This window comes from Natrinema halophilum (assembly GCF_013402815.2).
In the GTDB taxonomy this organism is placed as follows: domain Archaea; phylum Halobacteriota; class Halobacteria; order Halobacteriales; family Natrialbaceae; genus Natrinema; species Natrinema halophilum.
Genome location: NZ_CP058601.1, coordinates 3,475,693 through 3,495,892, shown reverse-complemented (window position 1 = coordinate 3,495,892; position 20,200 = coordinate 3,475,693). Strand labels below are relative to the sequence as shown.

Annotated in this window: 27 protein-coding genes; 14 read left to right on the top strand and 13 right to left on the bottom strand. The window is 62.4% G+C overall.

What is annotated here, in order from left to right; genetic code table 11:
* Positions 1 to 13: 13 nt before the first annotated feature.
* Positions 14 to 457, bottom strand: a complete 444-nt coding sequence (locus HYG82_RS37620) for a hypothetical protein (protein ID WP_179262782.1) — start codon at positions 455 to 457, stop codon at positions 14 to 16.
* 207 nt (positions 458 to 664) lie between these two features.
* Here HYG82_RS37620 and HYG82_RS37615 point away from each other — a divergent pair, with 207 nt between their 5' ends.
* The 4 genes from HYG82_RS37615 to HYG82_RS37600 are packed head-to-tail and all read left to right on the top strand — an operon-like array spanning position 665 to position 4,931.
* Positions 665 to 1,231, top strand: coding sequence for a hypothetical protein (locus HYG82_RS37615; protein WP_179262780.1), 567 nt, complete (start codon positions 665 to 667; stop codon positions 1,229 to 1,231).
* Between the two features lie 50 nt (positions 1,232 to 1,281).
* On the top strand, positions 1,282 to 2,295 hold the full coding sequence (locus tag HYG82_RS37610) for a TIGR00341 family protein (RefSeq protein WP_179262778.1): 1,014 nt from the start codon (positions 1,282 to 1,284) through the stop codon (positions 2,293 to 2,295).
* A 27-nt stretch (positions 2,296 to 2,322) separates the two neighbouring features.
* Complete coding sequence (locus tag HYG82_RS37605; protein WP_235217736.1) at positions 2,323 to 3,960, top strand: DUF7972 family membrane protein; 1,638 nt, start codon at positions 2,323 to 2,325, stop codon at positions 3,958 to 3,960.
* Positions 3,957 to 4,931: a sialidase family protein gene (locus HYG82_RS37600; protein ID WP_179262776.1), complete on the top strand. Its 975-nt coding sequence runs from the start codon at positions 3,957 to 3,959 to the stop codon at positions 4,929 to 4,931. The genes HYG82_RS37605 and HYG82_RS37600 overlap by 4 nt, the downstream gene beginning before the upstream one ends.
* A gap of 3 nt (positions 4,932 to 4,934) precedes the next feature.
* On the opposite strand, the gene HYG82_RS37595 is transcribed toward HYG82_RS37600, so the two are convergent.
* Positions 4,935 to 5,213 (bottom strand): hypothetical protein, encoded by a 279-nt coding sequence (locus HYG82_RS37595; protein ID WP_179262774.1) that lies wholly within the window; start codon positions 5,211 to 5,213, stop codon positions 4,935 to 4,937.
* Between the two features lie 230 nt (positions 5,214 to 5,443).
* Entirely contained in the window at positions 5,444 to 5,611 is a 168-nt protein-coding gene (locus tag HYG82_RS37590; RefSeq protein ID WP_179262772.1) for a hypothetical protein, read from the bottom strand.
* A gap of 341 nt (positions 5,612 to 5,952) precedes the next feature.
* On the opposite strand from HYG82_RS37590, the gene gatB reads away from it, so the two are divergent.
* Positions 5,953 to 7,449, top strand: coding sequence for an Asp-tRNA(Asn)/Glu-tRNA(Gln) amidotransferase subunit GatB (gatB, locus tag HYG82_RS37585; protein ID WP_179262770.1), 1,497 nt, complete (start codon positions 5,953 to 5,955; stop codon positions 7,447 to 7,449).
* A 290-nt stretch (positions 7,450 to 7,739) separates the two neighbouring features.
* Here gatB and HYG82_RS37580 read toward each other — a convergent pair whose 3' ends face one another.
* Both HYG82_RS37580 and HYG82_RS37575 read right to left on the bottom strand, forming a co-directional pair.
* On the bottom strand, positions 7,740 to 8,222 hold the full coding sequence (locus HYG82_RS37580) for an acyl-CoA thioesterase (RefSeq protein WP_235217735.1): 483 nt from the start codon (positions 8,220 to 8,222) through the stop codon (positions 7,740 to 7,742).
* A gap of 317 nt (positions 8,223 to 8,539) precedes the next feature.
* On the bottom strand, positions 8,540 to 9,334 hold the full coding sequence (locus HYG82_RS37575; RefSeq protein ID WP_179262768.1) for an N-acyl homoserine lactonase family protein: 795 nt from the start codon (positions 9,332 to 9,334) through the stop codon (positions 8,540 to 8,542).
* Between the two features lie 140 nt (positions 9,335 to 9,474).
* On the opposite strand from HYG82_RS37575, the gene HYG82_RS37570 reads away from it, so the two are divergent.
* The 4 genes from HYG82_RS37570 (at position 9,475) to HYG82_RS37550 (ending at position 12,647) form a co-directional block, all read left to right on the top strand.
* Positions 9,475 to 9,609 carry a transporter gene (locus HYG82_RS37570; RefSeq protein ID WP_179262767.1) on the top strand — a complete coding sequence of 45 codons (135 nt, stop codon included), beginning with the start codon at positions 9,475 to 9,477 and terminating at the stop codon, positions 9,607 to 9,609.
* 136 nt (positions 9,610 to 9,745) lie between these two features.
* On the top strand, positions 9,746 to 11,110 hold the full coding sequence (locus HYG82_RS37565; RefSeq protein WP_179262765.1) for an NAD(P)/FAD-dependent oxidoreductase: 1,365 nt from the start codon (positions 9,746 to 9,748) through the stop codon (positions 11,108 to 11,110).
* 161 nt (positions 11,111 to 11,271) lie between these two features.
* Positions 11,272 to 11,931, top strand: coding sequence for a helix-turn-helix domain-containing protein (locus tag HYG82_RS37560; RefSeq protein WP_179262763.1), 660 nt, complete (start codon positions 11,272 to 11,274; stop codon positions 11,929 to 11,931).
* A gap of 341 nt (positions 11,932 to 12,272) precedes the next feature.
* Entirely contained in the window at positions 12,273 to 12,647 is a 375-nt protein-coding gene (locus tag HYG82_RS37550) for a HalOD1 output domain-containing protein (protein ID WP_235217733.1), read from the top strand.
* A 69-nt stretch (positions 12,648 to 12,716) separates the two neighbouring features.
* Here HYG82_RS37550 and HYG82_RS37545 read toward each other — a convergent pair whose 3' ends face one another.
* Both HYG82_RS37545 and artA read right to left on the bottom strand, forming a co-directional pair.
* Positions 12,717 to 13,436, bottom strand: coding sequence for a metallophosphoesterase (locus HYG82_RS37545; RefSeq protein WP_179262759.1), 720 nt, complete (start codon positions 13,434 to 13,436; stop codon positions 12,717 to 12,719).
* Positions 13,433 to 14,524, bottom strand: coding sequence for an archaeosortase A (gene artA, locus HYG82_RS37540; protein WP_179262757.1), 1,092 nt, complete (start codon positions 14,522 to 14,524; stop codon positions 13,433 to 13,435). The genes HYG82_RS37545 and artA overlap by 4 nt, the downstream gene beginning before the upstream one ends.
* Before the next feature lie 129 nt (positions 14,525 to 14,653).
* On the opposite strand from artA, the gene HYG82_RS37535 reads away from it, so the two are divergent.
* Both HYG82_RS37535 and HYG82_RS37530 read left to right on the top strand, forming a co-directional pair.
* Positions 14,654 to 15,433, top strand: a complete 780-nt coding sequence (locus tag HYG82_RS37535; RefSeq protein WP_179262755.1) for a DUF7839 domain-containing protein — start codon at positions 14,654 to 14,656, stop codon at positions 15,431 to 15,433.
* Positions 15,434 to 15,525: 92 nt separating this feature from the next.
* Positions 15,526 to 15,888 carry a DUF7344 domain-containing protein gene (locus HYG82_RS37530; RefSeq protein ID WP_179262753.1) on the top strand — a complete coding sequence of 121 codons (363 nt, stop codon included), beginning with the start codon at positions 15,526 to 15,528 and terminating at the stop codon, positions 15,886 to 15,888.
* Positions 15,889 to 15,945: 57 nt separating this feature from the next.
* Here HYG82_RS37530 and HYG82_RS37525 read toward each other — a convergent pair whose 3' ends face one another.
* Genes HYG82_RS37525 through HYG82_RS37505 form a run of 5 tightly spaced genes read right to left on the bottom strand, consistent with a single transcriptional unit; the run spans position 15,946 to position 18,171 of the window.
* On the bottom strand, positions 15,946 to 16,713 hold the full coding sequence (locus HYG82_RS37525; protein WP_179262751.1) for a proteasome assembly chaperone family protein: 768 nt from the start codon (positions 16,711 to 16,713) through the stop codon (positions 15,946 to 15,948).
* Between the two features lie 6 nt (positions 16,714 to 16,719).
* Complete coding sequence (locus tag HYG82_RS37520) at positions 16,720 to 16,899, bottom strand: RNA-protein complex protein Nop10 (RefSeq protein WP_179262749.1); 180 nt, start codon at positions 16,897 to 16,899, stop codon at positions 16,720 to 16,722.
* Positions 16,900 to 16,913: 14 nt separating this feature from the next.
* Positions 16,914 to 17,714: a translation initiation factor IF-2 subunit alpha gene (locus HYG82_RS37515; RefSeq protein ID WP_179262747.1), complete on the bottom strand. Its 801-nt coding sequence runs from the start codon at positions 17,712 to 17,714 to the stop codon at positions 16,914 to 16,916.
* The gene (locus HYG82_RS37510; RefSeq protein WP_179262745.1) at positions 17,711 to 17,884 is read right to left on the bottom strand and encodes a 30S ribosomal protein S27e; all 174 of its coding nucleotides are present in this window, start codon (positions 17,882 to 17,884) and stop codon (positions 17,711 to 17,713) included. The genes HYG82_RS37515 and HYG82_RS37510 overlap by 4 nt, the downstream gene beginning before the upstream one ends.
* A gap of 5 nt (positions 17,885 to 17,889) precedes the next feature.
* Complete coding sequence (locus HYG82_RS37505) at positions 17,890 to 18,171, bottom strand: 50S ribosomal protein L44e (protein ID WP_179262743.1); 282 nt, start codon at positions 18,169 to 18,171, stop codon at positions 17,890 to 17,892.
* A 154-nt stretch (positions 18,172 to 18,325) separates the two neighbouring features.
* On the opposite strand from HYG82_RS37505, the gene HYG82_RS37500 reads away from it, so the two are divergent.
* On the top strand, positions 18,326 to 18,592 hold the full coding sequence (locus HYG82_RS37500; protein WP_179262741.1) for an HAH_0734 family protein: 267 nt from the start codon (positions 18,326 to 18,328) through the stop codon (positions 18,590 to 18,592).
* A gap of 210 nt (positions 18,593 to 18,802) precedes the next feature.
* Positions 18,803 to 19,246, top strand: a complete 444-nt coding sequence (locus HYG82_RS37495) for a GtrA family protein (RefSeq protein ID WP_179262738.1) — start codon at positions 18,803 to 18,805, stop codon at positions 19,244 to 19,246.
* A gap of 66 nt (positions 19,247 to 19,312) precedes the next feature.
* On the opposite strand, the gene HYG82_RS37490 is transcribed toward HYG82_RS37495, so the two are convergent.
* Positions 19,313 to 19,702 carry a PPOX class F420-dependent oxidoreductase gene (locus tag HYG82_RS37490; RefSeq protein ID WP_179262736.1) on the bottom strand — a complete coding sequence of 130 codons (390 nt, stop codon included), beginning with the start codon at positions 19,700 to 19,702 and terminating at the stop codon, positions 19,313 to 19,315.
* Between the two features lie 175 nt (positions 19,703 to 19,877).
* Between HYG82_RS37490 and HYG82_RS37485 the strand changes: the two genes are divergently transcribed.
* Positions 19,878 to 20,162: a hypothetical protein gene (locus tag HYG82_RS37485; protein WP_179262734.1), complete on the top strand. Its 285-nt coding sequence runs from the start codon at positions 19,878 to 19,880 to the stop codon at positions 20,160 to 20,162.
* Positions 20,163 to 20,200 lie beyond the last annotated feature (38 nt).

Sequence of the window (20,200 nt, the reverse complement as noted above, 5' to 3'; positions counted from 1 at the left end):
AATCAGATCGTTCTCAGCGAGTCAACAGACCGACCTCACGGTGTCGATTGTACAGGTACGTGAGACAGACCGTAACCGTCGAGAGCATGAACGCGACCACCACGATCGCGATCGCGATGCCGAATCCGGCCACCAGCCCCGAGAGGACGCCGAGGAGCAACGGTGCGGCGACCGCCGCGCCGACGTATATCTCCCGATCGGGACGCCACGATTCGGTTTCGGTCACGACGAAGTCGACGTCGCGCCAGATCGCCGGCAGCGTAACCGCGCCGACTGCAGTGACGATGATCAGAAGGGCGATGCTTCCGAATCCCGTCGCCAGAACCGAGCCGCCGCCGGTGAGACGGGCGAGCGCGACGATCCCGAGCAAACTCAAAACGGGATAGCCGATGAGGACGTACCAGTACCACGGCGCGCGATCGGTCGAATCGACGGCTGCGAGATCACCACGTGTCATAACGCATCCGCCGTAGGAACCCCCCACTCATAAGATGTATATATTCATAACATTATCGCACAAAATATCTGAAACATACGTCTAGAGCGCCCTATGAGTCCGTATCTTTATTGTAGACACTCTCAGTATTGTGTCAGTTTATACCACTGGCACTGCTAGCCGGGGTGCCCGGTCGAACCATACTGTCGGTTCGATCGACCTCCAACAATGATTGGTAAATACGCGTTCTGTCCAACCAGCGGTGCCTCTCTCTCGCGAGAGGCCCACTACGATGAACGGGGCCGTCCAGAGCGGGTTCCACAGTCCGACGACCTCTCGCCGAATGCGACCCTCGAGGCACCGCTCACCATGGGAAAACGGCGGTCCTCGAGGCGTGCCGTGACGACATACTTTCGGCGGTGTCACCGTCGGCACGCCGAACCGAACGACGAACTCACCCGTTGTGCGGCGCTCGCGATCGGTCGGCTCAAGCGGCGGGCGAACGGCCGCCAGGAACGCGATCTCATCGTCTGGTTCGCGCTCGGCGAACGATTGGCTCGCGACGGGTTCGACGTGGGTTGGATGACAGCCCACGCCGAACCTCGGTGTCCGGAGTGTAGCGGCCGGCTGACCTACGCCGTGGGACCCGACGGTCCGGTCGGCCACTGTGGTGGATCGTGTGACGATACCACCACAGATCGTCTCGACGCGATCCGGGAGACCGTCCGATCGTTGTTCGCACAAACCTTTCCCGACGATCCAGCTCCTGATATCGATGCGCTCGAACTACTGTGATCGACCGCGACAGGTCTCGTCGATCCGCCCGCTCCACGGAAACGTCGAATATGCGTTTGCTGACGGTGATCACGTCATCGCAGTCGAGTACCGACGAGGTTACTGCGATCATCGACCACCACGATCTCGAGTACAGTCTCACCGATCACACCGACGGCAAGAGCCGAACGATCACGGTTCCCGCACCCGCACACGCGGTCGAACCGCTCGAGGACGATCTCGCATCGGTCGAGGGCGACGTGGCGATCGTCGTCGAAGAACCGATGGCGATCGTCGGGAAAGGGTGGGACGATTCGCCGCCCGACGGGCGACGCGAGTGGCTCTCGTTCGAGCGGATTTCCCGGAGCGAGTTGCGGTCGAAAGCGCAGTCACAGCTGCCCTCGCTCGTCATCTTCGCCGCGATGACGGCGATCAGCGGTATCGTCGCTACGACCGGCGTCTTGTTGAATTCGCTTGCGGTTCTGGTCGGTGCGATGGTGATCGCTCCCTTACTCGGGCCGGCGATGGCATCGAGCGCCGCGACGGTCCTCGACGAGCGCCGACTGTTCGTCCGCGGCGTCAAACACCAGCTCGTCGGGATCAGCGTCGCCACCACGAGCGCGCTCGCGTTCGCGATATTCGCACGCAGCTCGAGCGTCATCACCGGCGCAGTCAACCTCCAGGCGAGCCTCGGGCTCGGCAGCCACGGTCTGCCGCCGTCGCTACTCGTGACCGTCGCGGTCTGTTCAGGCATCGCCGGCGGCCTCGGAATGGCGACGACCGGTATCACGGACCTCATCGGAGTCATGATCGCAGCCGCGATCATGCCGCCGATCGGCGTCGTCGGCGTCGGCGTCGCCTGGGGCGAGCCCGCGGCAGTACTCGGCTCGCTCGTCGTCGTCGCAGTCAACGTCATCGCCATCAACGTCGGCGCGATCGGGACCCTCTGGACCGTCGGCTTTCATCCCTCGGACCGCTCGCGGATCAGGACCACCAGGGGTGCCATCATCCGACGAGTCGTCGTATTAACTGCACTACTACTGCTCTCGATTCGCCTCCTCGAGGCCGTCTCCAACGGACTCTGAGTCGATCTCTCATGACAAGTTACAGCTATGACTGACGATTCCACACGACCGGAGCCCGAACAGAAGTCCGACTCGTCATCGACGTCGCAGGACGGTACCGACGCGGAGTCGACACGTTCGAGTCGGACGTCCCGTGACGAATCGCGCTCTGAAAAGAGCGGCGACCCCAGCCGCTCGAGCGACGGCGCCGACGATCGAACCGACGAGACCGATACTGTAGCCCGATCACCCGACGCGAGTCCCTCCGCACGTCCCGACGGTGACGACCGAACGGACCTCGTCGACCCCGATGGCGCCAACCGCAATAGCGACGGCGAACGCGACGACGGCGACGACCCGTCGGTCGGCATCTCACTCGTCCACTACGTCCTCCGACTGACGGTTGCCGCGCTTACGGTCGGTGCCCGCATCATCTGGACCGGCGTCCGGATCGCCGCACGTTATCTCACCGACACGCCGTCACGCCGCCGAGCCCGGCGATGGCTCCTGCTCGAGGGCGATCGTCGAGCGATCGTCGTCGGGTTCGTCGCCGGGATCTTCGGCCTCGCACTCGTTCTCGGCATCAGCGACGTCATCGGCGTCCGGGAGAGCCGGTTCGTCACCACGATGTTCAGCACGATGATCGCCGGGCTGTTCTCGTTCATCCCGATCGTCGTCGCGGTCAATCAGTTGATCATCTCGCGACTGTTCGGCACGCCGGATCGACTTACCGATCGTATCGACGGCGTCCAGGAGTTTCGCAGCCGCGTCGAATCCCAGACCGAGGGCGACGGCGTCAGCCCGACCGGCCCCGCACCCTTCCTCGCCCGATTGGCCGGGACGCTCGGCACGCGCGCAGACGAACTCGCGACCGAATGCGGCGAGGGGGAGCGAAACGCAGACAGCAGCGAGCGCAGCCGAATCGGCGACGAAGAGGCCGACGATACGCCGATCTCCGCTCTCGAGTCGATCTGTCGCTTCGCAGCGCGGACGCGCGAGCACACCAACGATCTCTCGTCGCAGCTTACCGGTAAGACGGACTCGGTATTCGCCGTGGTCCTCCCGACGATCGATCACGACTACGCCGGTGCCGCAAACGAGGCGCGACGGCTCCGCCGACGGTTCGACGAAGACCTGCCGGATCGCGCGGAAGAGTTGCTCTCCGAACTTCGAGAGCTGTTCGTCACCGCGGACGCGACCCGACAGTACTTCACGACGATCTACCTCCAGCGGGAACTCGCGCGGCTGTCGCGGCTGATCACCTACAGCGGCACCGCCGCGATCTTGCTCTCTTCGCTGGTCATCATGATCTACGCGAGTGGCTACCCGCCGGTCGCCTTCGAGGGGTGGTTGCTCGTCCTCGTGAGCCTCGCACTCGCGGTCGCGTTCAGCCCGCTCGCGGTGCTGTTCGCCTACGTCGTTCGAATCTCCGCGATCCTCATGCGGACGTCAGCGCCGGGCGCGTTCACCCCGCCGGGCGAGTTCCACGAGTCTCACGACGCCGCCGCCAAGAATCGATCGGTGACGAACGGAACGACCCAATCGAACGAATCCGCCGCCAAGAATCGATCGGTGACGAACGGAACGACCCAATCGAACGAATCCGCCGCCAAGAACCAGCCGGCATCGACTGACGAACCGACGCGATCGAACGACCCCGACCGAAAGCCGAGCCAGAGCCGATGACGGCCGATTGCCGTCCGACGCGCCGGCGCTTCCTCGCAGCGGTCGGCGGCGCGGCCGCCTCGCTTGCGCTGGCCGGTTGCGGCGGGACCGACAGCGAGTGGGTTGCGGCCGACGTTCCTACGGACGCGGCGCTGTACGACGTCGTACCGACAGCTCGGGGCGCCTACGCCGTCGGCGAGGATGGCGTCGTCCTCGCCCGCACCGATGGCGACTGGACTGTTGCTCTCGAGAACGGCCTCTCGGACGCGGGCGACGGACTCCGGACCGCGGCGGTGACGAGCAACGGCCAGGCGATATGGATGGCCGGGGACAGCGGCGCACTCGGCCTGTACGACGTCGTCGCCGATCACGTCGTTGACTTTTCGGCACCGAAAGAGAAGACGACCTCATGGACGACGATCGCCGCCGCCGGACTGGCCGGCGACGAACGGATCACGGTCATCAACAGCTCCGGTGAACTCCTCAACGGCCGACGCGACGGTGCGGACGTCGAGTGGGGCGCCGTCAGCAAACCCGGGAGCGGCTCGAGCGTGACCGACGTCGACCTCACGTCGCTCGCGTACGGCTATATCATCGACACCGACGGCGGGGTCTTCGAGTCCCGCGACGGCGGGGTCACCTGGACCCGCATCGGCATCGACGGAGCCGGCGTCAATTTCGCTGCGGTCGCCGCCATCGACACCGGCCACGTCACGGTCGCCGGCGGGAACGGTGCCGTCTACGGCTACAACGGCGTCAACTGGTCGCGTACGACCCTCGGCGAGCAGCCGATCACGGCGCTCGCGCGAAACCGAGACACCGCACTGGCGGTCTCCTCGTCGGGCATGATCTACGAACGCAGCTTCGACGGCTGGGAGCCCCGCGTCCGCCTTCGGCCCGGCAACGAGTTGCACGCAGTCGCGCTCGGTACGGCCCGGTCACCCCGTCTCGTCGTCGGCGAGTCGGGGACGGTGTATGAGCGACGGTTCTGACCGTCACCCACGAGCGGCCATCCATAGCCCCGTCGCGCCCATCAGCAATCCCGGCGACATCGCGAACAGTCCGAGACCGAGAAACCCCGTCTCGCCGAGAGATCCGATCCCACGAATCACGAGGAGATACAGCAAGACCCCCGGAACGACGACGAGCGACGTCCCGATACTCGCACCGACCAGTAGCATGTCGGGTTCCGTGGGTGTCGAACGCGAAGAGCGTGCGTTCACTGCGGAGTCGGTGCCGGCCGATTCGCTCGAGGAGACGTCGGTTCGGGTCACGACTCGAGAGAGGGGCTGATACCCGGAATCGATGTCCCCGAATATTTCTGTCGGGTTTATGTGGAATCGCTGCGGGAGGGAACTCGCCCTGTTCCAGGACTTCACGAAGCACTCTGATGGTGGTGGTGGATGCGGGCTCGAGTGTTCCTGCGGAAATGCCGATTGCCATATTTGACGCGCTGATTCCCACCAATCAAGCAAACGAGTGTGTAGTCAGACACGTCTTCGGGCTAGCGAAGCGCACTGTCGACGACACGATCTTGGATTTCGGACTCGACAATCGCATAGACGTCTTCTTCCGTAAGTTCCTGATCAACCGGCTCGGCTTCCGCACATCGAAGCAGGAATTCACTCCACGCCTCTTCCGCTTTCGCTTTCGCCGCGGCTTTCACTCGCATATTCTTCCACTCTGATCCGGAATTATTTATTTTATTCACATTTTATAAATGATGTAATAACACATAGTGGTTGCGGTCTAAATGGCCTCAACCGGGCGGTGGGTGTCCAATACGCTGGTCACACCGACGATCCCGGTTATAGGTACCCCTGCCCATCATTGCCAGTCGTCGGTAGTGTTTGCACACACCTCCGGATTCTCGATACACCCGAGCGGAACAGGTCCACTCTTTTACCACACTGGTACCGATGCACTGTCGGCACCGCCTTCTCCAGGGACGGTTCGAGCGCTCCCGACTCCGTCCCGTTACGTTTTACCCCGACCAGCCCGAATCGGGGCTCAATGACTGCCCAGACCGTCCAGCAGGGCGACCTCGTGACCGTCATCGGCCTCGAGGTCCACGTCCAGCTGGAGACCGACACGAAAATCTTCTGTGGGTGTTCGACCGAGCAGACCGACGAACCCAACGACACCGTCTGCCCGGTCTGTCTCGGCTTGCCGGGCGCGCTGCCGGTTCTCAACGAGGCAGCCGTCGAAGCCGCCGTCAAGATCGGCAAGGCGATCGACGCCGACATCCCCGAGGAGACGCGGTTCCACCGGAAGAACTACTACTACCCCGACCTGCCCAAGAATTTCCAGATCACCCAGTACGACGAGCCGATCTGTCAGGACGGCGAAATCGAAATCTCCGTCGAGGGGCAACGCCGGACCGTCGCGATCGAGCGCGCCCACCTCGAGGAGGACCCGGGTAGCCTGCAACACGTCGGCGGCGGTGGCGGGATCGATTCGGCGGAGTACACCCTCGTCGACTACAACCGGGCGGGTACGCCGCTGATGGAGATCGTCACGGCCCCGGACTTCCGCAGCCCCGGCGAAGTGCGGGCCTTCCTGGCCGAACTCGAGGAAGTCCTCGAGTACCTGGGCGTCTTCGACGCCGACCGAGACGGGAGTCTGCGGATCGACGCCAACCTCTCGATCATCCCCGACGACGAAATCGACAGCGACGACGCCTCCGTGATCGGCGAGGACGCACTCGCCGCGGCGAACCGGACCGAGGTCAAGAACATCTCGAGCCACAAGGGCGCGGAGAAAGCGCTGGCCTACGAGGAAACCCGTCAGAAGAACGCGATTCAGCGCGGACGGGCGGTCGAACAGGAAACTCGCCACTGGGACGAATCCCGCGGGATCACGGTCTCGATGCGCTCCAAGGAAGAAGAAAAGGACTACCGCTATTTCGAGGAGGCCGACCTCCCGCCGCTGCGCGTTTCGGGATGGAAAGACGAGATCTCGATTCCGGAGCTCCCTACAGCCCGCCGCGAGCGGTTTCAGGACGAATACGGACTCAGCGAGGAAGCGGCCTCGAAGCTCACCTCGACGAAACAGGTCGCGGACTTCTACGAGAACGTCGCGGGCGAGTTCGACCCCGACCTCGCGGCAACGTGGGTCGCGGACAACCTGCTCGGCGAACTCAACTATCGAGACATCGAAATTACCGAGATCGAGAGCCGTCTCGAGGAAGTGACCCGACTCGTCGAACTCGTCGCGGAAGACGAGATCACGGCGAAAAATGCCCGCGAAACGGTCCTTCGCTCGATGCTCGACGACGGCCGAACGCCGGACGAGGTCGTCGCCGAGGAAGGACTGGGCAAGACCGGCGAAGACGAGGTTCAGCAGGCCGTCGTCGAAGCGATCGACGAGAACCCGGGCGCCGTCGACGACTACGAATCGGGTGACGACGGCGCGATCAACTTCCTCGTCGGACAGGTCATGCAAAAGACCGGCGGCAGTGCGGACCCGGGCGACGTCAACCAACTCCTGCGGAGCGAACTCGAGGGGTAACCGCTCCGTTCGGCGTGGTCGACAGGACTGCGCCCGTTGGTGAATCGGGAACCGGACGGTACGTCGGCTCGTCGCCGGGTTTCCGTACCGGAAGCGGGCGATGCGTCTGACGTGGTTCTCCCGGTAGCGGCGGCAAGCGCCGTTCGGGATTTTTCGCGGACCGATAGTGAACGGTGAGAAATCGGCCGGTCGAAGTCGTGATTCGAACGGTTCGATCTCTTCCGCTGGTTTGGAGCCGGTTCATCGAGTCTCCGGTTCGCGCATCCGGAGAAAAACGGCGGCTGGACGCCTCACTCGGTGGACTCGAGACTGCTCTGAAAGGTCACGACGGCATCCCGGAACGCGTCGGGGATCCGGGTGGGGTCGCCCGTTTCGAGGTCGACGGCGACGTGGGTAACCGTCCCCTCGGCGAGAACTTCGTCGTCGGATGCGCGTCGAGCACGGTACTCGACCGTGAAACTCGCGAAGCCGAATTCGGTCACGCGCACGTCGTTACAAATAACGTCGCCGAACTCGGCTCCGGCGCAATAGTTCAGTTCGCTGTTAACGACGTGGTTCTGCCAGCCGTTCTCGAGCATGTGGTTGTAACTGTAGTCCATTTCCCGCATGAATGCCATAACGGCCTCGTCCTGAAACGTGAAATACTCGCCGTAAAAGACGATGCCCTGCGGGTCGGTCTCGGCAAATCTGGCGCGGTTCTCGTAGACAGTCTGGAATTCGGATTTCTCAACCAGGTCGGTCGAATCCATCGGTTCGTCTGGGTGTTCTTCCATATCATCTTCGCTGTTTCGACCGACAAAACCGTACCGACCACGGCAACCGAACGGACACCTGCATTCGGTGCGCCGCGGGAGGCACCCGACTAGAGTAGACGTTGAAAGTCGTTGCACACCTCCCTCGCGAATTCGCAGCCAGCGAGTGCTCGCTGACCGCAGCAGTGCGAGCGGTGGGTACATCGTTTCAACGCCTCCTATAGCTCACGGCGGCATCGGCGGTCGGACGGGAATACCGCCCCATCGGACTGAACCGCCACGGGCGCGGTCCGAGCGAAATCAGCTTCGAAGGGGCTGGGTCGGCTGGAGCGGGGCCGCTACAGGCCCGTTTGCATCGCCTCGAGGTCGCCCGGCGCGTGACCACAGACGATCCGCGCATCGTGGCGACGCTCGAGGTCTTTGAGCGTCCGCAGACTCTCGAACCAGTCGCGCTTGCTCCAGAGGAGTTCGCCGCCCATCGGCAGTTCGCGATCGTAGTTCGGCCGCGTGAATGCCTGGTCACCGGCAAGAATCACCGTGCCAGCATCGTCGAGGTCGAGTTTGACGCCGAGCAGGCCGGGCGTATGGCCGGGCAGCCGAACGAACTCCAAACCGTCGAAGACGTACTGTCGGTCGCCGTGGACGACCTCCCAGTTGAGGTCGCGGTCGAAGTCGCCGGCGATGTAGGCATCGCCACCCGCGTCGGTCTTGGCACTGTAGTATGCGTATTTCAGTTCTTCCTCGTGGACGTAGACCGGAGTGTCGGTCCCTTCGAACGCGTAGAGACCGCCGGCGTGATCGAGATGGAGGTGTGACTGGATTACGAAGTCGATGTCAGAAACGTCGTATCCGGCATCTGCCAGGTCGTCCTCGAGCGGCCGGAGACCGGTGTGTTCGAAGGCGGCGTACAGTTCGTCGGGCCAGTGGCCGTCGGCAGCGTCGGGGTGAGAACCGGTATCCCAGAGAACTAATCCGTCGGGGTGATCGATGACGATGTTGTAGACCGGACTCTCGCCCATAACTGTCTGGGGGTTCGGCTCGTCGGCCGTTCCGAGGACGAATCCTTCGATAGCATTATTGACGTCACTGGTGACCGTCCCGCGATCGATGGGTGTGAGAGTCGCGTCGACCATACTCGAATCACGGTCGGGGAACGTTTACAGGTGCGGGTCGCGGTCCGGGGCTGACCGTCAGTAGCGCTCGGTTCGGTGGCGCTCGTTCTCGCTGTCAATGCTTGCCGTACGTCTACCTGACTCCCTCCCGTGGTCGTTGCATGGTCAGAGCTTCGACAATCGTTCTCGTCGTCGGCGTGGGACTGCTATTCGTCCCGATTCCGCCCATCGCGACGATTCTCGGCGTCCTCGTGATCCTCGTCGGTGCTGGGCTCAGGGTCCTGACCGATCACTGATCGCAACCCGGTCGTCGGTATCCATCGCCCCTCGTAGCGAGTTACGATCGGAACGGGCGTCGAGCCCCGGTCGCGACCGCTCTCCACCTGCATCGGTAGGTCCACGATTTTACCGGTCGTCGTCCAACGGTTGCGTATGGCTTCGACACCCGACGTGATTATCGTCGGCGGCGGTCTCGCCGGCCTCGTCGCGGCGAGGCACCTCGCCGGCGGCGGCGCCGACGTAACGCTGTACGAACGTCGTGGGACGGTCGGCGGCCGCGTCCGAACCGTCGAGCGCGACGGCTATCGGTTCGATCGCGGCTTTCAGGTGCTCTTTACCGCCTATCCTGCGGTCCGTCGTGAACTCGACCTCGAGGCGCTCTCGTTGCGTCAGTTCGCGCCGGGTGCCACAATCGGCGGTCCGAACGGCCGATCGACGCTTGCGGACCCGCTTCGGGAGCCCGGAACGATCCCAGCGACACTGACCAATCCGTTCGTCTCCGTCGGCGACGCGGTCCGCGTCGCCCGACTCTGGTGGAACCTCCGGCGAACCGACCCGGACGCGATATTCGCCGACGCTTCCGATACCAGTATCGCGGCATATCTCCGCGACCGTGGCTTTTCGAACCGGTTCGTCGACGGGTTCGTCGCTCCGTTCTACGGCGGGATCACCCTCGATCGTTCGCTTTCGACCTCGAGTCGTGTCTTCGAGTACACGTTCCGGACGCTCGCCGCGGGTGACATCGCCGTTCCGGCAAGCGGCATGGGCGAGATTCCGGCCCAGCTCGCCGCTCGAGTGCGGGAGCTCGGCGGAACGATCGAGACCGGAGTAACGGTCGAGTCTGTCTCGGAAGTCACGGACGACTCGAACACCGTCGAGGCGAGCGAACCCGACGGCGGTGTCACGGTCGAGACCGACGACGGGACCGCGGAGGCCGACGTCGTCGTCATCGCGACCGATCCGCCGTCTGCTCGGGATCTGACCGGCATCGCTTCGATCCCGACCGACGCGCGTGCCTGCGTCACCCAGTACTATGCGCTGCCTCCCGATACCGGCCTCGAGACCGGTCGACGGCTCCTATTGAACGCGACCGGAGAGGGGCCCAACCACGTCGTCCCGCACAGTGCGGTCGCGCCCGAATACGCTCCCGACGACGCAACGCTCATCAGCGCGACCTACCTCGGTGAGCGGTCTGAGACCTGCGAACAATCGACAGGCAGCGGTGCCAGTCGCGGGGCGAACGACCGCGAGATGAGTCTCGTCGATCGGACGCGGTCGACGCTCGAGTCGTGGTACCCCGGCCGTGGATTCGACGAGCTCGAGCCGATCCGTACCGAACGCATCTCGTTCGCCCAGTTCGAGCAACCGCCGGGATTCCGCGAGCGACTGCCGGACATACGGGACCCGGCCGGGCCCATATACCTCGCGGGCGACTACACGCGGTGGTCGTCTCTCCAGGGTGCGATGGAAAGCGGTCGACGCGCGGCGAAAGCGGTTATCGACGATCGATCGGGATGATTCGAGTTTCGAGTCAGTCAGGAACGATCGTCGGCAAGTCGCGTCGCACGCGCGGCGCGTCCGGCCGATCGGACGACGGTGAGGGGAAGGTGCCGACCGATCAATTCCCCGTTACACGATTTCGCGTGGGTATTTACGGTCTAGTCGCGATACGTCGAACGATGGCTACCGAGGCTACCTTTACGGTTCCGTCGGATCAGTTTCCCCTGGGAACCGTCTTCGAGCAGTTGCCCGACGTAACCGTCACGTTGGAGCGGATCATTCCGGCACAGGACGTGGTAGTTCCCTACTTCTGGGTGCGGGGAAGGGATGTCGACGACATCGAAGGTGCGTTTGGCGACCATCCCGGCGTTGCTGACATTCGTCTCGTCGATTCCGTCGCGGACGAGTATCTGTTACGAGTCGAGTGGGCGGTCGAGTACTCCGGCGTTCTGAGCGCGCTAGTGGAGACGGGAGTTCCGCTCATCAAGGCCGTTGGCACGAACGAGCAGTGGACGTTCGAGGTCCGAGGGGACGACCGAAACGAAATCGCAGAGTTTCAAACGCAGTGTCGGGAGTCCGACGTCCCGATTACCGTGACGAAGCTACAGGCGCTTACGCCCATCGAGACGGGAACCGAAGCGTCGCTGACCGAGACCCAACAGGAGGCGCTGGTGCTTGCGTACGATCGCGGATACTTCGAGTCCCCGCGCGAGGTAACAATGGAAGAACTCGGCGACGAACTGGACATCACCCAGCAGGCCGTCGCGTCTCGACTTCGGCGCGGGATCAAGCACATCCTCGAGAATACCCTTTCCGAAACGGGACCGCCGAATCGATAGTGCTGTTTAAAAGGATGTTGTATACTCAAAAGTGATGCTAACCACGCTAACAGGCCAACCATGGTATACAATGCCCGATGGGGAGAGCGAACGAACGATGGCCGAATGCGTCGCCTGCGGGTCCGCATACGCAGCAAAAGAGTGGCCTGACGGGACCGTTCAACCGATCGGAACGAGAACAGGCTGTCAGTGCGGTTCGTCGGAGTTTCGCATCGTCGAACGTTCAGCCGATGCCGTTTTGGACGACGTAAGCGGCTAACGACGCCGTCCTCGTTCGGAAGAAAACGTCTCCTTTCTCTTTCGAGACCCGTGAGGGAAGCGTCGATCCGGTGTCCCTGCGTGTGCACCCGACAATTCCACACCATTCGCTGACCGAAGAGAACGTGAGTGAGTTAGAGTATCACCCCACCAGACCCGACGTTTCAGGCGGTTCGGATTCCCCGAGGCGCGTTGAGTGCCGATTCGACCGCGATACACCGCCCAGTATCGCTATCGTCAGAGCCATCGCCGTCATCGAAGACATCGATCCGACGGACTCGCCGACCGACCTCGGGATTACCCTTTACGACCACGTCGATCCGGCGGCACTGGACAGTATCGTCACCAGCGGGGACACCGACAGTACTATTACTATCGATCTGACGATTCGCAACGATCATCAGTATTCGATTCGAGTTCAGGATACCGGCCGACTCGTCGTCGAAAAAACCGATTGAGACGATGCAGAGCCGGGCGATAGCTGACGATGCCCGAGATCGTGTCAAACGTTCTGTCCCGGCAGACGGTTACAGAAGCCGACGCAGTTCGCCAAGCGGCGGAAACCAGAGCGTCTCGCCGCTCGATCCGTCGCTGATCGCCGGGTAGAACGCATCGGCAGTTCGGACGAGCGGCGACTGGAAATCGCGACCGAACATCCCGTTGACCGTCGCTCCCGCGGCGAGACGCGTAAACGCCGGCAGAACGAGAACGGCTGCACCCTCGTACGCGTCGGGCCCGTAGAGAACGCAGGGATGTTTGCGCCCGTCGACCGACAGCGCCGGATGGTCGTGGCCGATGACGTACCGCTCGGCCGACGCATCGGGCCGGTCGTGACCGTGACAGACGACGGTTTCGCCGTCGGTCAGACGATACTCAGTCGCGGTCTCCCCGTCGAAGGCCCGCTCGAGCATCGCGTCGTGATTGCCAGGCGTGACGACCAGATCGGCACCGGCCGCGTCGACGGCGTCGACGAGTCGACCGAGGTCGCGCTCGACTCCGGACGGGAGCCGCGAAAACGAGTGCAACAGGTCGCCCGCGACGACGACCGTGGCCGGATCGGTCGCTTCGAGGAGTCCGCTGAGGCGTTCGACGGAATCAGCCCCGTCGTCGATCGGTGCGTCGACGCTCGATGCGGCCGCTTTACCGAGGTGAACGTCCGAGAGAACGAGCGTCTCGGCGGCGGGGACCGAGACGGCACGGTCGTGGACGGAAAACGGCACGTCGACGTCACCGTCGACGGCGGTCATCGCTCGATCTCGGATTCGGAGATGCCGGTTGGCCCGTCGGCGGCTTCCGATTCCGTCGCGGCAGATGCCGTTTCGGCCGTCGACCCGCCGTCGGCCCGGACTTCCTGACCGAGCGCGTCCGCGAGGTCGTACTCGGAGCCCGTCAGGACGTAGAGAACGTCCTCGAGAGGCTCGAGGACCTCCGGGAGGATGCGGACGACGAGGTACGTGATCCCCAGCAGGGCGATGATCGACAGCGACTGGGCGATGAAGTTGTGTGCAACGATGTAGGAGGTCCGGTCGGCGGGAGCGCTCATGAACTCCGTGGCGATGTACACGAGGAAATCCTGCTGGAACCAGCCCCACGGAGAAGCGAGGCCGATGAACACGTTTCGAACGAGGTTGAGAAACCAGATGACGCCGATGGCGAGCGTGAAGGCGGCGACTTTCCGCTTGAGTGGCCCTTTTACCGCGGCGATCAGTCCGCCGAAGATGGCCATGCTCCCGATCCCGGTACACGACATGATGATATAGGTCGTTCGGCCGGTCACCGTCTCGTCCGGATCGAAGGCGAAGCGGCTCTGATAACCGTTTATTCCCTCTTCGATCCCCGGACTGTACCCGAACAGCTCCATCCCGAAGTGAGTCTGTGCGGCGGTCGTCTCGATCAGCCAGGTGCGAACGAACGGGATCGTTTCGGCCGGCAGGTAGATTATGCCCATGAACGCGACGGCCCTCGAAAGCAGGAGTAACGACTCCCGTCCCTGAACGAGCAGGTAGCCGGTGTAAACACACAGCGGTAGCGCCGCCACCGTCAGCAGCGTCTCGATCGGGCTCTTGACCTCGAGGTAGTAGTGAGGGGCCATCGTCAGCCAGAACACGCCGAAGATGACCCAGGCGGACGCGGCGACGTATCGTGCCGGATCGACGGCACCGCGCCACTCGAAGATCATCGCCGCGACGAACGCACCGATCGCGATCCACGCGAGCGAATCCGAAAGCGGGATCGACCCGATGCTCACGGCGGCGGGTGTCGCGGGCACCGACCCCGCCGTCACGGATTCGAGAACCGCGCCGAAGACGACGGGCGACGTTGGGAGGGCCGGCATAGTCAGGCTAGTCCGATGAACTCTCTCGGTATCAACTTGACGCCTCGAGATCGGGGCAGACTCGCGGCTTGCATCGACCGATGGGGCGATCGGATACCTTTTTGCCACCCTGACCAAAAGGCTAGCCGTATGGTCGACGTCCTCGACAACAAGCGGGCCGCGACGCGATTTCGCATACTCGTACAGATCGCCGAGCGCCAGCCCGCAGTCAGTCAAGGGGAAATCGCCGAGGAGGTCGGCGTGACGAGCCAGGCCGTCAGCGAGTACATTCGGGAACTGGTCGACGATGGGCTCGTCGAGAAAGAGGGCCGATCGCGCTATCGCGTAACCCGCGAGGGAGTCGACTGGCTCTTCCGCGCCGCCGACGACGTCCGCCGGTTCGCCGACCACGTCACAGGCGACGTACTGGGCGCGATGAGCGAAGACGCCTACATCGCCACGGAGGACGTCGAAGAAGGTGAGACGGTCTCTCTGTCCGTCAAAGACGGGCTACTCCACGCAAATCCCGGAGCCGGCGGGCCCGCAACCGGGATCGCGACGACCGACGCCGCGGCCGGGACCGATGTCGGCGTCACCAGCTTCGAAGGCGTCATGGATCTCGAGCCGGGTTCCGTCACCGTCCTGCAGGTTCCCTCGATCCGAACCGGCGGGAGTCGCGCCATCGCCGAGGAGACCGTCACCGACGCCTGCGAGGATGCCGATCTCGTCGCCGCCACCGGCGTCGAGGCCATCGTCGCTTGCCGGCAGGCAGGCGCCGACCCCGACGTCACGTTCGCCGTCGGCGAAGTGGCGGCGGACGCTGCCAACCACGGTCTTATCGTGACCGCCGTCGCGACGACGGACGCCGTCGGCCGCGTCACCGACGCACTGCGGGACGCTGACGTTTCCTACGAAGTGCTCGAAGGGTAACCGAGTTGGAGTTCGCGTCCCCCGGCCGTTCCAATGACTTTAGGCGCTATTTCTTTGCCGGATAAGACGCTTCGTCCGCGTAGGAGGACACCATGGACAAATCAGACGCATTTAGAGTACTCGCCAGCGCTGACCGGCAGTACCTCTTCTACGAACTCATCGAACGGGACGGAGCGAGTACAGTGGAGACGTTATCACAGCAGGTCGCCGGTAGACGTCATCGGACGACCCCCGGAAACGTCACCAATGCAGAAATCGACCGCACCCGCGTCAGATTAGCCCACATCCATCTTCCGAAGTTCCTCGAACAGAACATCGTCGACGTCGACTGGGCCGACGGGAGTATTGCGTTTACAGAGGACGCAGATATCGATCTGCTGCTCGAGGCTGCTGCGGAACTAGAACAGTGGCCACCGGAGCCACAACGCGAGCCACTGCTCGTTTCCCGTTCATGATGGAATACGGTCGACCGAGCGAAGTTGCCGGTCGAAACCAACGAAAACAACGCGTCGCTAGCCGATATATCGGAGATCGTCGTCGGTCGGCACGTCCATCTGTTGTTGCTGTTCCATCTCCTGAATCTTGCCGATGACTTCCTCCATCTCGTCGGCTCGCTCGTCCAGCGATTCGTACCCGAGTTCGAACCCGAGTACCTCCTCGAGCACTTCGAGGACCGCTCGAGCGCTCTTGGGATCGACGAGGTAGCCGCTCGTTTCGCCCATCAGACAGGCGGCTTCGAAGCCGCGCCGGTCACCCAGACCGAGTAGCAGGCCGGAGACGCCGACGATTCCACCGGCGGGTTCGTCTTCGCGGAACTCGACGCCCGCCGCCTCGAGTTCGTCGAGAAGCGATTCGTCGCTGACCGCGCCGACGACGGCGTACTCTTCGATGAGTTCGCCGGTCGGAACGCCACCGAGTGCGTACACGTCCGTCGCGCCGAATTCCCGTGCGATGTCGAGGAAGGCATCGGTGAGTACGTAGTGACCTTCGTTCGTCTGTGCCTGGTGATCGCCCGTCAGCAAAAGCAGGTCACGGCCATCGGGGACTGAAACGGCGTGAATCTCCGCGCAGGTCAGTTCCGAGACGCCGTCTTCAACGCTTACCTGTGGCGGAAATTCTCGAGAGTAAACACGGCGTACGAGCGTGCTTTCGCCCTCTAGCTCCTCGAGCAGGTGTTCAACGGCGAGGGTACCGACGTGTCCGACGCCCGGCAACCCTTCGACGAGGACGGGATCGTCTAGTTCGACCTCGGCGACTACGTCGATCTCGAGTTCGTCCATACCGTATCAGCGGTGGCGACGTTTAAGAGCGCGTCGGTACTCGCCGTACGGGTCCTCGGGATCGAACGGCGCAGGTGCACTGTTTTCGGCCGCGCCGCCGCACTCCGGACAGGTGTCAGAAAGAGTATACACCGGACGATCGTGGGTTTCGCGCCACGCCGAACACACCCGAATGTCGGATTTCATACGTCGTATTCGTCTTATTCGTCTTCGGTTCGGCGCTCGCGGTGGTACTCGCCGCTGCCCCCGTGACCTTCGATTGCGGCAATCGCTCGCTGTGCACTTTCTTCGAGGTGGGTTTCTGCCGTCTTGTAGTTGGGCGCCTGGACTTCGATCCGATACTCAGGTGCGCCGACGTAGCTTACGGTCAGGTCGACTTCGTCGGGAACCTCGCCGTTCCCACTGGCGGCTTGGAGGGCTTGTCGAATGCCGTCGACGCCGGTGGGGGAGGGGTTCTCGAGGTCAACGTAGCCGGTGACGTTGACGTACGGTACCGAGACGTTTTCGCGCGCCGTCTCGACGACAGCGTCGATTTCGTCGTCGTCGAGGTCGGTATCCTCGAGTGCGCCTTCGCCGTGAATCGCCGCCTGCTTGAACCCTTCGTAGAGGCTTCCGTGAATCGCGATCAGTTCGGTGGCGATGGCGGTAAAGCCCTCGTCGTCGATGTCGTCGCCGAAGGCAAGATCCATCCAGTTGTCGGCTTTTTGCTCGTTTTTCCACTCCTGGATTTTGTCCGAGCGCTGGTGGTCGTTGACGTCCTTCAGCGAGAGATCGATCTGCTGGGACCCTTCGTCGACGTCCAGTACCTTGCAGACGACGATCTGGCCCTCGCGAACGTGATCGCGAACGTTCTTGATCCAGCCGCTTGCGACCTCGGAGATGTGGATCAGCCCGCGTTTGTCTTCGTACTCCTCGAGATCGACGAAGACGCCGAAGTCTTCGATTTCGTCGATCTTGCCGACGACGAGTTCGCCGGGATCGGGCCAGCCGCTGTATTTCATCGTGACTCGACGGTCTCGACTATTTCGTGGTCGATCTCGGCTTTGCCGCCCGTCGGTCTGACGAGCGTCGTTCCACAGACGGCACAGGCGACTTCGGTCGCAGCCTTGCCGAAGACGACCTGTTCGTTCTCGCAATCACCGCATCGGACGCTGTAGAAATTTCCTGCCATTGGAATCACTCCTGGAACTCGAGTCGGCCGGCGCGCCATCCCTCGCGGAGGTGGGCTTTGCCGCACTCGCTGCAGCGGTACTTGAGGTCGGTCTTCTTGGTGGGCTTTTCGCCGGCGGGCACCTTCGAGAAGCGACCGGAGTTCCCGATCGACGAGGAGTTGCGCCGGGTGCGGCGGGCGTCCCACTTCATGCCCGAGGAGCGGCCGGTTCGGGACTTCTCGACTTCGTGTTCGTGATGCTCGTTACAGAACGGACAGTACGTATTGAATCGGCGTGGCATCTGCATGATTATCTCACTTGCCGTGGGCTATGGCAGCGCTGTTTAAAACGCGTTTGGTTCGTCGGCGGACGTCGTTCCGACCGCAGACCGGTATCTCCGTCGGTTTTGGTCCCGCATCCCCTCCGAAGCGTTTAATCCGCTCTCCTGTGAATCCGTGGGTATGAAGCAACTCATCATTCACGGTGATCCCGGCATCAGAAACGGTGCGATCATCCGATACGATGGGGAAGAGGTTGTCTGTTTCGGGATTAACCGAAACGGCGAATATCACGGACCCGATCGCGTCCAGCTCTGGTGTACCGTCGGCGACGAAGACGAGTACGAAGACTACGAGAAACGAAATTTTACGCCGCACTTCCTCGACGTCGACCGCGTCGACGCCGACGTAGTGGAGGTCGTTCGGCCAAAGAGCGATCTTGCGATCTGAACGAGCCGTCACCGCTGCTGACCTACATTTTGGCTGAATCGGGCTCTTTCTGCCGGCATCTCCCCGCGCGAGCGTATCAAAGACGTTCGAGCAGAGTAGTCGGCCGTGCCAGCGCCATCATATATTCATTCCGATGTTTTTCTGTATCGACCGCAAAACGGAAATCGGTGCCGACGACAGTGGTGGATAGGCGCGAGAGTAACCACGAAGATGAGTGATTCCCTTTCAGAGGCCATCCGAATGCGGGTGCGTGTGCTGCTTTCGACGACGCGTTTTAGCCAATTCGTCGGGGTTGGCTTCGTCGGCGCAACCGTGGATAACGTCGTTCTCTTCTTACTAATCGAGGGAACAACGCTCGGGCTTCAGGGCGCGAAACTCATCTCGTGGGAACTCGGAATCGCGATCATTTTCGCGATCAACGAGCGGTGGACGTTTGCGAACCACGGCGACGTCGGACTGGGCGCGCTCGGACGGAGATTTCTCCGTTCGAACGCGGTTCGAGTCGGCGGATTGCTGGTTACGCTGGTGGTGTTGAAGGTACTGGTTCAGCGGTTCGACGTCTGGTTCGTGACGGCAAACGTTATCGGTATTGGCGTCGGTTTTTTCGTCAACTACACCTGTGAGAGCCTGTATACGTGGAAAGTCCACAGGTAATAACCCGGCCCGAATCTCGCTTCTGATCGATGGACGATGGGTGAAGCCACCTCCTCTATCGACCGCCTAGAAGACCTCTTCCACACGAATGCGGAAGAGTACTCGCTCGGATTGGATCGGATTCTGGTATTCGTCCGCGTCCGTGTACCGTCGAGCCAGTTCGTCGATGTGGTCTCGGGCCCCTTCAGTCGTGATTTCGTCGATCTCGCCGATCACCGAGAGGCGTCGGTAGGGATCGTCTGGATCAGTCATGCTGACGCCGACGCCGGAGTTGTGTTCCGCGTTCCGCGTTTTTTGTCGGTCTCGTTCAGTGTTAACAAGCAAGTGCCCCCCGTCCGCATCGTAATCGATCCAGACCGGGGTAACGTGGGGGAGCCCGTCGTCCGTCAACGTCGCGACGTGGGCGAACGTTTCCTTCTCGAACAGGTCGTGATACTCCTCGGGTATCGAACCCATGCGCCCCGTTCTCCGCCTATAGGTTTGTGTGTAGCGCCTACATGGTCACGTCCGAACACGTCGCCGTCGGTAGCGGTCGAGAGAATGTGGGTGAAGTTGGCAAATCTCATGGTATTTCAATGACCACGCACGCGACGGCTAACGGCTTATGCAGATTGACATTGTTCTCAGCAGTATGTCCGATCAGCAGCGATCGAGTCGCAGACGGGTACTACAACTAACAGGTGCCGCGGCATCGACCGCTCTCGTCGCGGGGTGTGGCGGTCCGGGCGGCAATGGAAACGATACCGGCGGGAATGAAACCGAAGGCGAAGAAGGAACCGGTAACGGACAGGATATGGAAGACAACGAAACCGGTAACGAGACGAACGAGACCGGCAACATGACCGGTAACGAGACGAACGAGACCGGTAACATGACCGGTAACGAAACCGACAACGAAACGAACGACACCGGCTGATCGCCCCGCCTCGGAAACGACCGGACTACCCCGCACGG

What these genes read in the sequence shown, in the direction of transcription:
- HYG82_RS37620 (WP_179262782.1), bottom strand. Translation starts at nt 457, where the DNA reads ATGACACGTGGTGATCTCGCAGCCGTCGATTCGACCGATCGCGCGCCG.
- HYG82_RS37615 (WP_179262780.1), top strand. Translation starts at nt 665, where the DNA reads ATGATTGGTAAATACGCGTTCTGTCCAACCAGCGGTGCCTCTCTCTCG.
- HYG82_RS37610 (WP_179262778.1), top strand. Translation starts at nt 1,282, where the DNA reads ATGCGTTTGCTGACGGTGATCACGTCATCGCAGTCGAGTACCGACGAG.
- HYG82_RS37605 (WP_235217736.1), top strand. Translation starts at nt 2,323, where the DNA reads ATGACTGACGATTCCACACGACCGGAGCCCGAACAGAAGTCCGACTCG.
- HYG82_RS37600 (WP_179262776.1), top strand. Translation starts at nt 3,957, where the DNA reads ATGACGGCCGATTGCCGTCCGACGCGCCGGCGCTTCCTCGCAGCGGTC.
- HYG82_RS37590 (WP_179262772.1), bottom strand. Translation starts at nt 5,611, where the DNA reads ATGCGAGTGAAAGCCGCGGCGAAAGCGAAAGCGGAAGAGGCGTGGAGT.
- gatB (WP_179262770.1), top strand. Translation starts at nt 5,953, where the DNA reads ATGACTGCCCAGACCGTCCAGCAGGGCGACCTCGTGACCGTCATCGGC.
- HYG82_RS37580 (WP_235217735.1), bottom strand. Translation starts at nt 8,222, where the DNA reads ATGGAAGAACACCCAGACGAACCGATGGATTCGACCGACCTGGTTGAG.
- HYG82_RS37575 (WP_179262768.1), bottom strand. Translation starts at nt 9,334, where the DNA reads ATGGTCGACGCGACTCTCACACCCATCGATCGCGGGACGGTCACCAGT.
- HYG82_RS37570 (WP_179262767.1), top strand. Translation starts at nt 9,475, where the DNA reads ATGGTCAGAGCTTCGACAATCGTTCTCGTCGTCGGCGTGGGACTGCTA.
- HYG82_RS37565 (WP_179262765.1), top strand. Translation starts at nt 9,746, where the DNA reads ATGGCTTCGACACCCGACGTGATTATCGTCGGCGGCGGTCTCGCCGGC.
- HYG82_RS37560 (WP_179262763.1), top strand. Translation starts at nt 11,272, where the DNA reads ATGGCTACCGAGGCTACCTTTACGGTTCCGTCGGATCAGTTTCCCCTG.
- HYG82_RS37545 (WP_179262759.1), bottom strand. Translation starts at nt 13,436, where the DNA reads ATGACCGCCGTCGACGGTGACGTCGACGTGCCGTTTTCCGTCCACGAC.
- artA (WP_179262757.1), bottom strand. Translation starts at nt 14,524, where the DNA reads ATGCCGGCCCTCCCAACGTCGCCCGTCGTCTTCGGCGCGGTTCTCGAA.
- HYG82_RS37535 (WP_179262755.1), top strand. Translation starts at nt 14,654, where the DNA reads ATGGTCGACGTCCTCGACAACAAGCGGGCCGCGACGCGATTTCGCATA.
- HYG82_RS37530 (WP_179262753.1), top strand. Translation starts at nt 15,526, where the DNA reads ATGGACAAATCAGACGCATTTAGAGTACTCGCCAGCGCTGACCGGCAG.
- HYG82_RS37525 (WP_179262751.1), bottom strand. Translation starts at nt 16,713, where the DNA reads ATGGACGAACTCGAGATCGACGTAGTCGCCGAGGTCGAACTAGACGAT.
- HYG82_RS37520 (WP_179262749.1), bottom strand. Translation starts at nt 16,899, where the DNA reads ATGAAATCCGACATTCGGGTGTGTTCGGCGTGGCGCGAAACCCACGAT.
- HYG82_RS37515 (WP_179262747.1), bottom strand. Translation starts at nt 17,714, where the DNA reads ATGAAATACAGCGGCTGGCCCGATCCCGGCGAACTCGTCGTCGGCAAG.
- HYG82_RS37510 (WP_179262745.1), bottom strand. Translation starts at nt 17,884, where the DNA reads ATGGCAGGAAATTTCTACAGCGTCCGATGCGGTGATTGCGAGAACGAA.
- HYG82_RS37505 (WP_179262743.1), bottom strand. Translation starts at nt 18,171, where the DNA reads ATGCAGATGCCACGCCGATTCAATACGTACTGTCCGTTCTGTAACGAG.
- HYG82_RS37500 (WP_179262741.1), top strand. Translation starts at nt 18,326, where the DNA reads ATGAAGCAACTCATCATTCACGGTGATCCCGGCATCAGAAACGGTGCG.
- HYG82_RS37495 (WP_179262738.1), top strand. Translation starts at nt 18,803, where the DNA reads ATGAGTGATTCCCTTTCAGAGGCCATCCGAATGCGGGTGCGTGTGCTG.
- HYG82_RS37490 (WP_179262736.1), bottom strand. Translation starts at nt 19,702, where the DNA reads ATGGGTTCGATACCCGAGGAGTATCACGACCTGTTCGAGAAGGAAACG.
- HYG82_RS37485 (WP_179262734.1), top strand. Translation starts at nt 19,878, where the DNA reads ATGTCCGATCAGCAGCGATCGAGTCGCAGACGGGTACTACAACTAACA.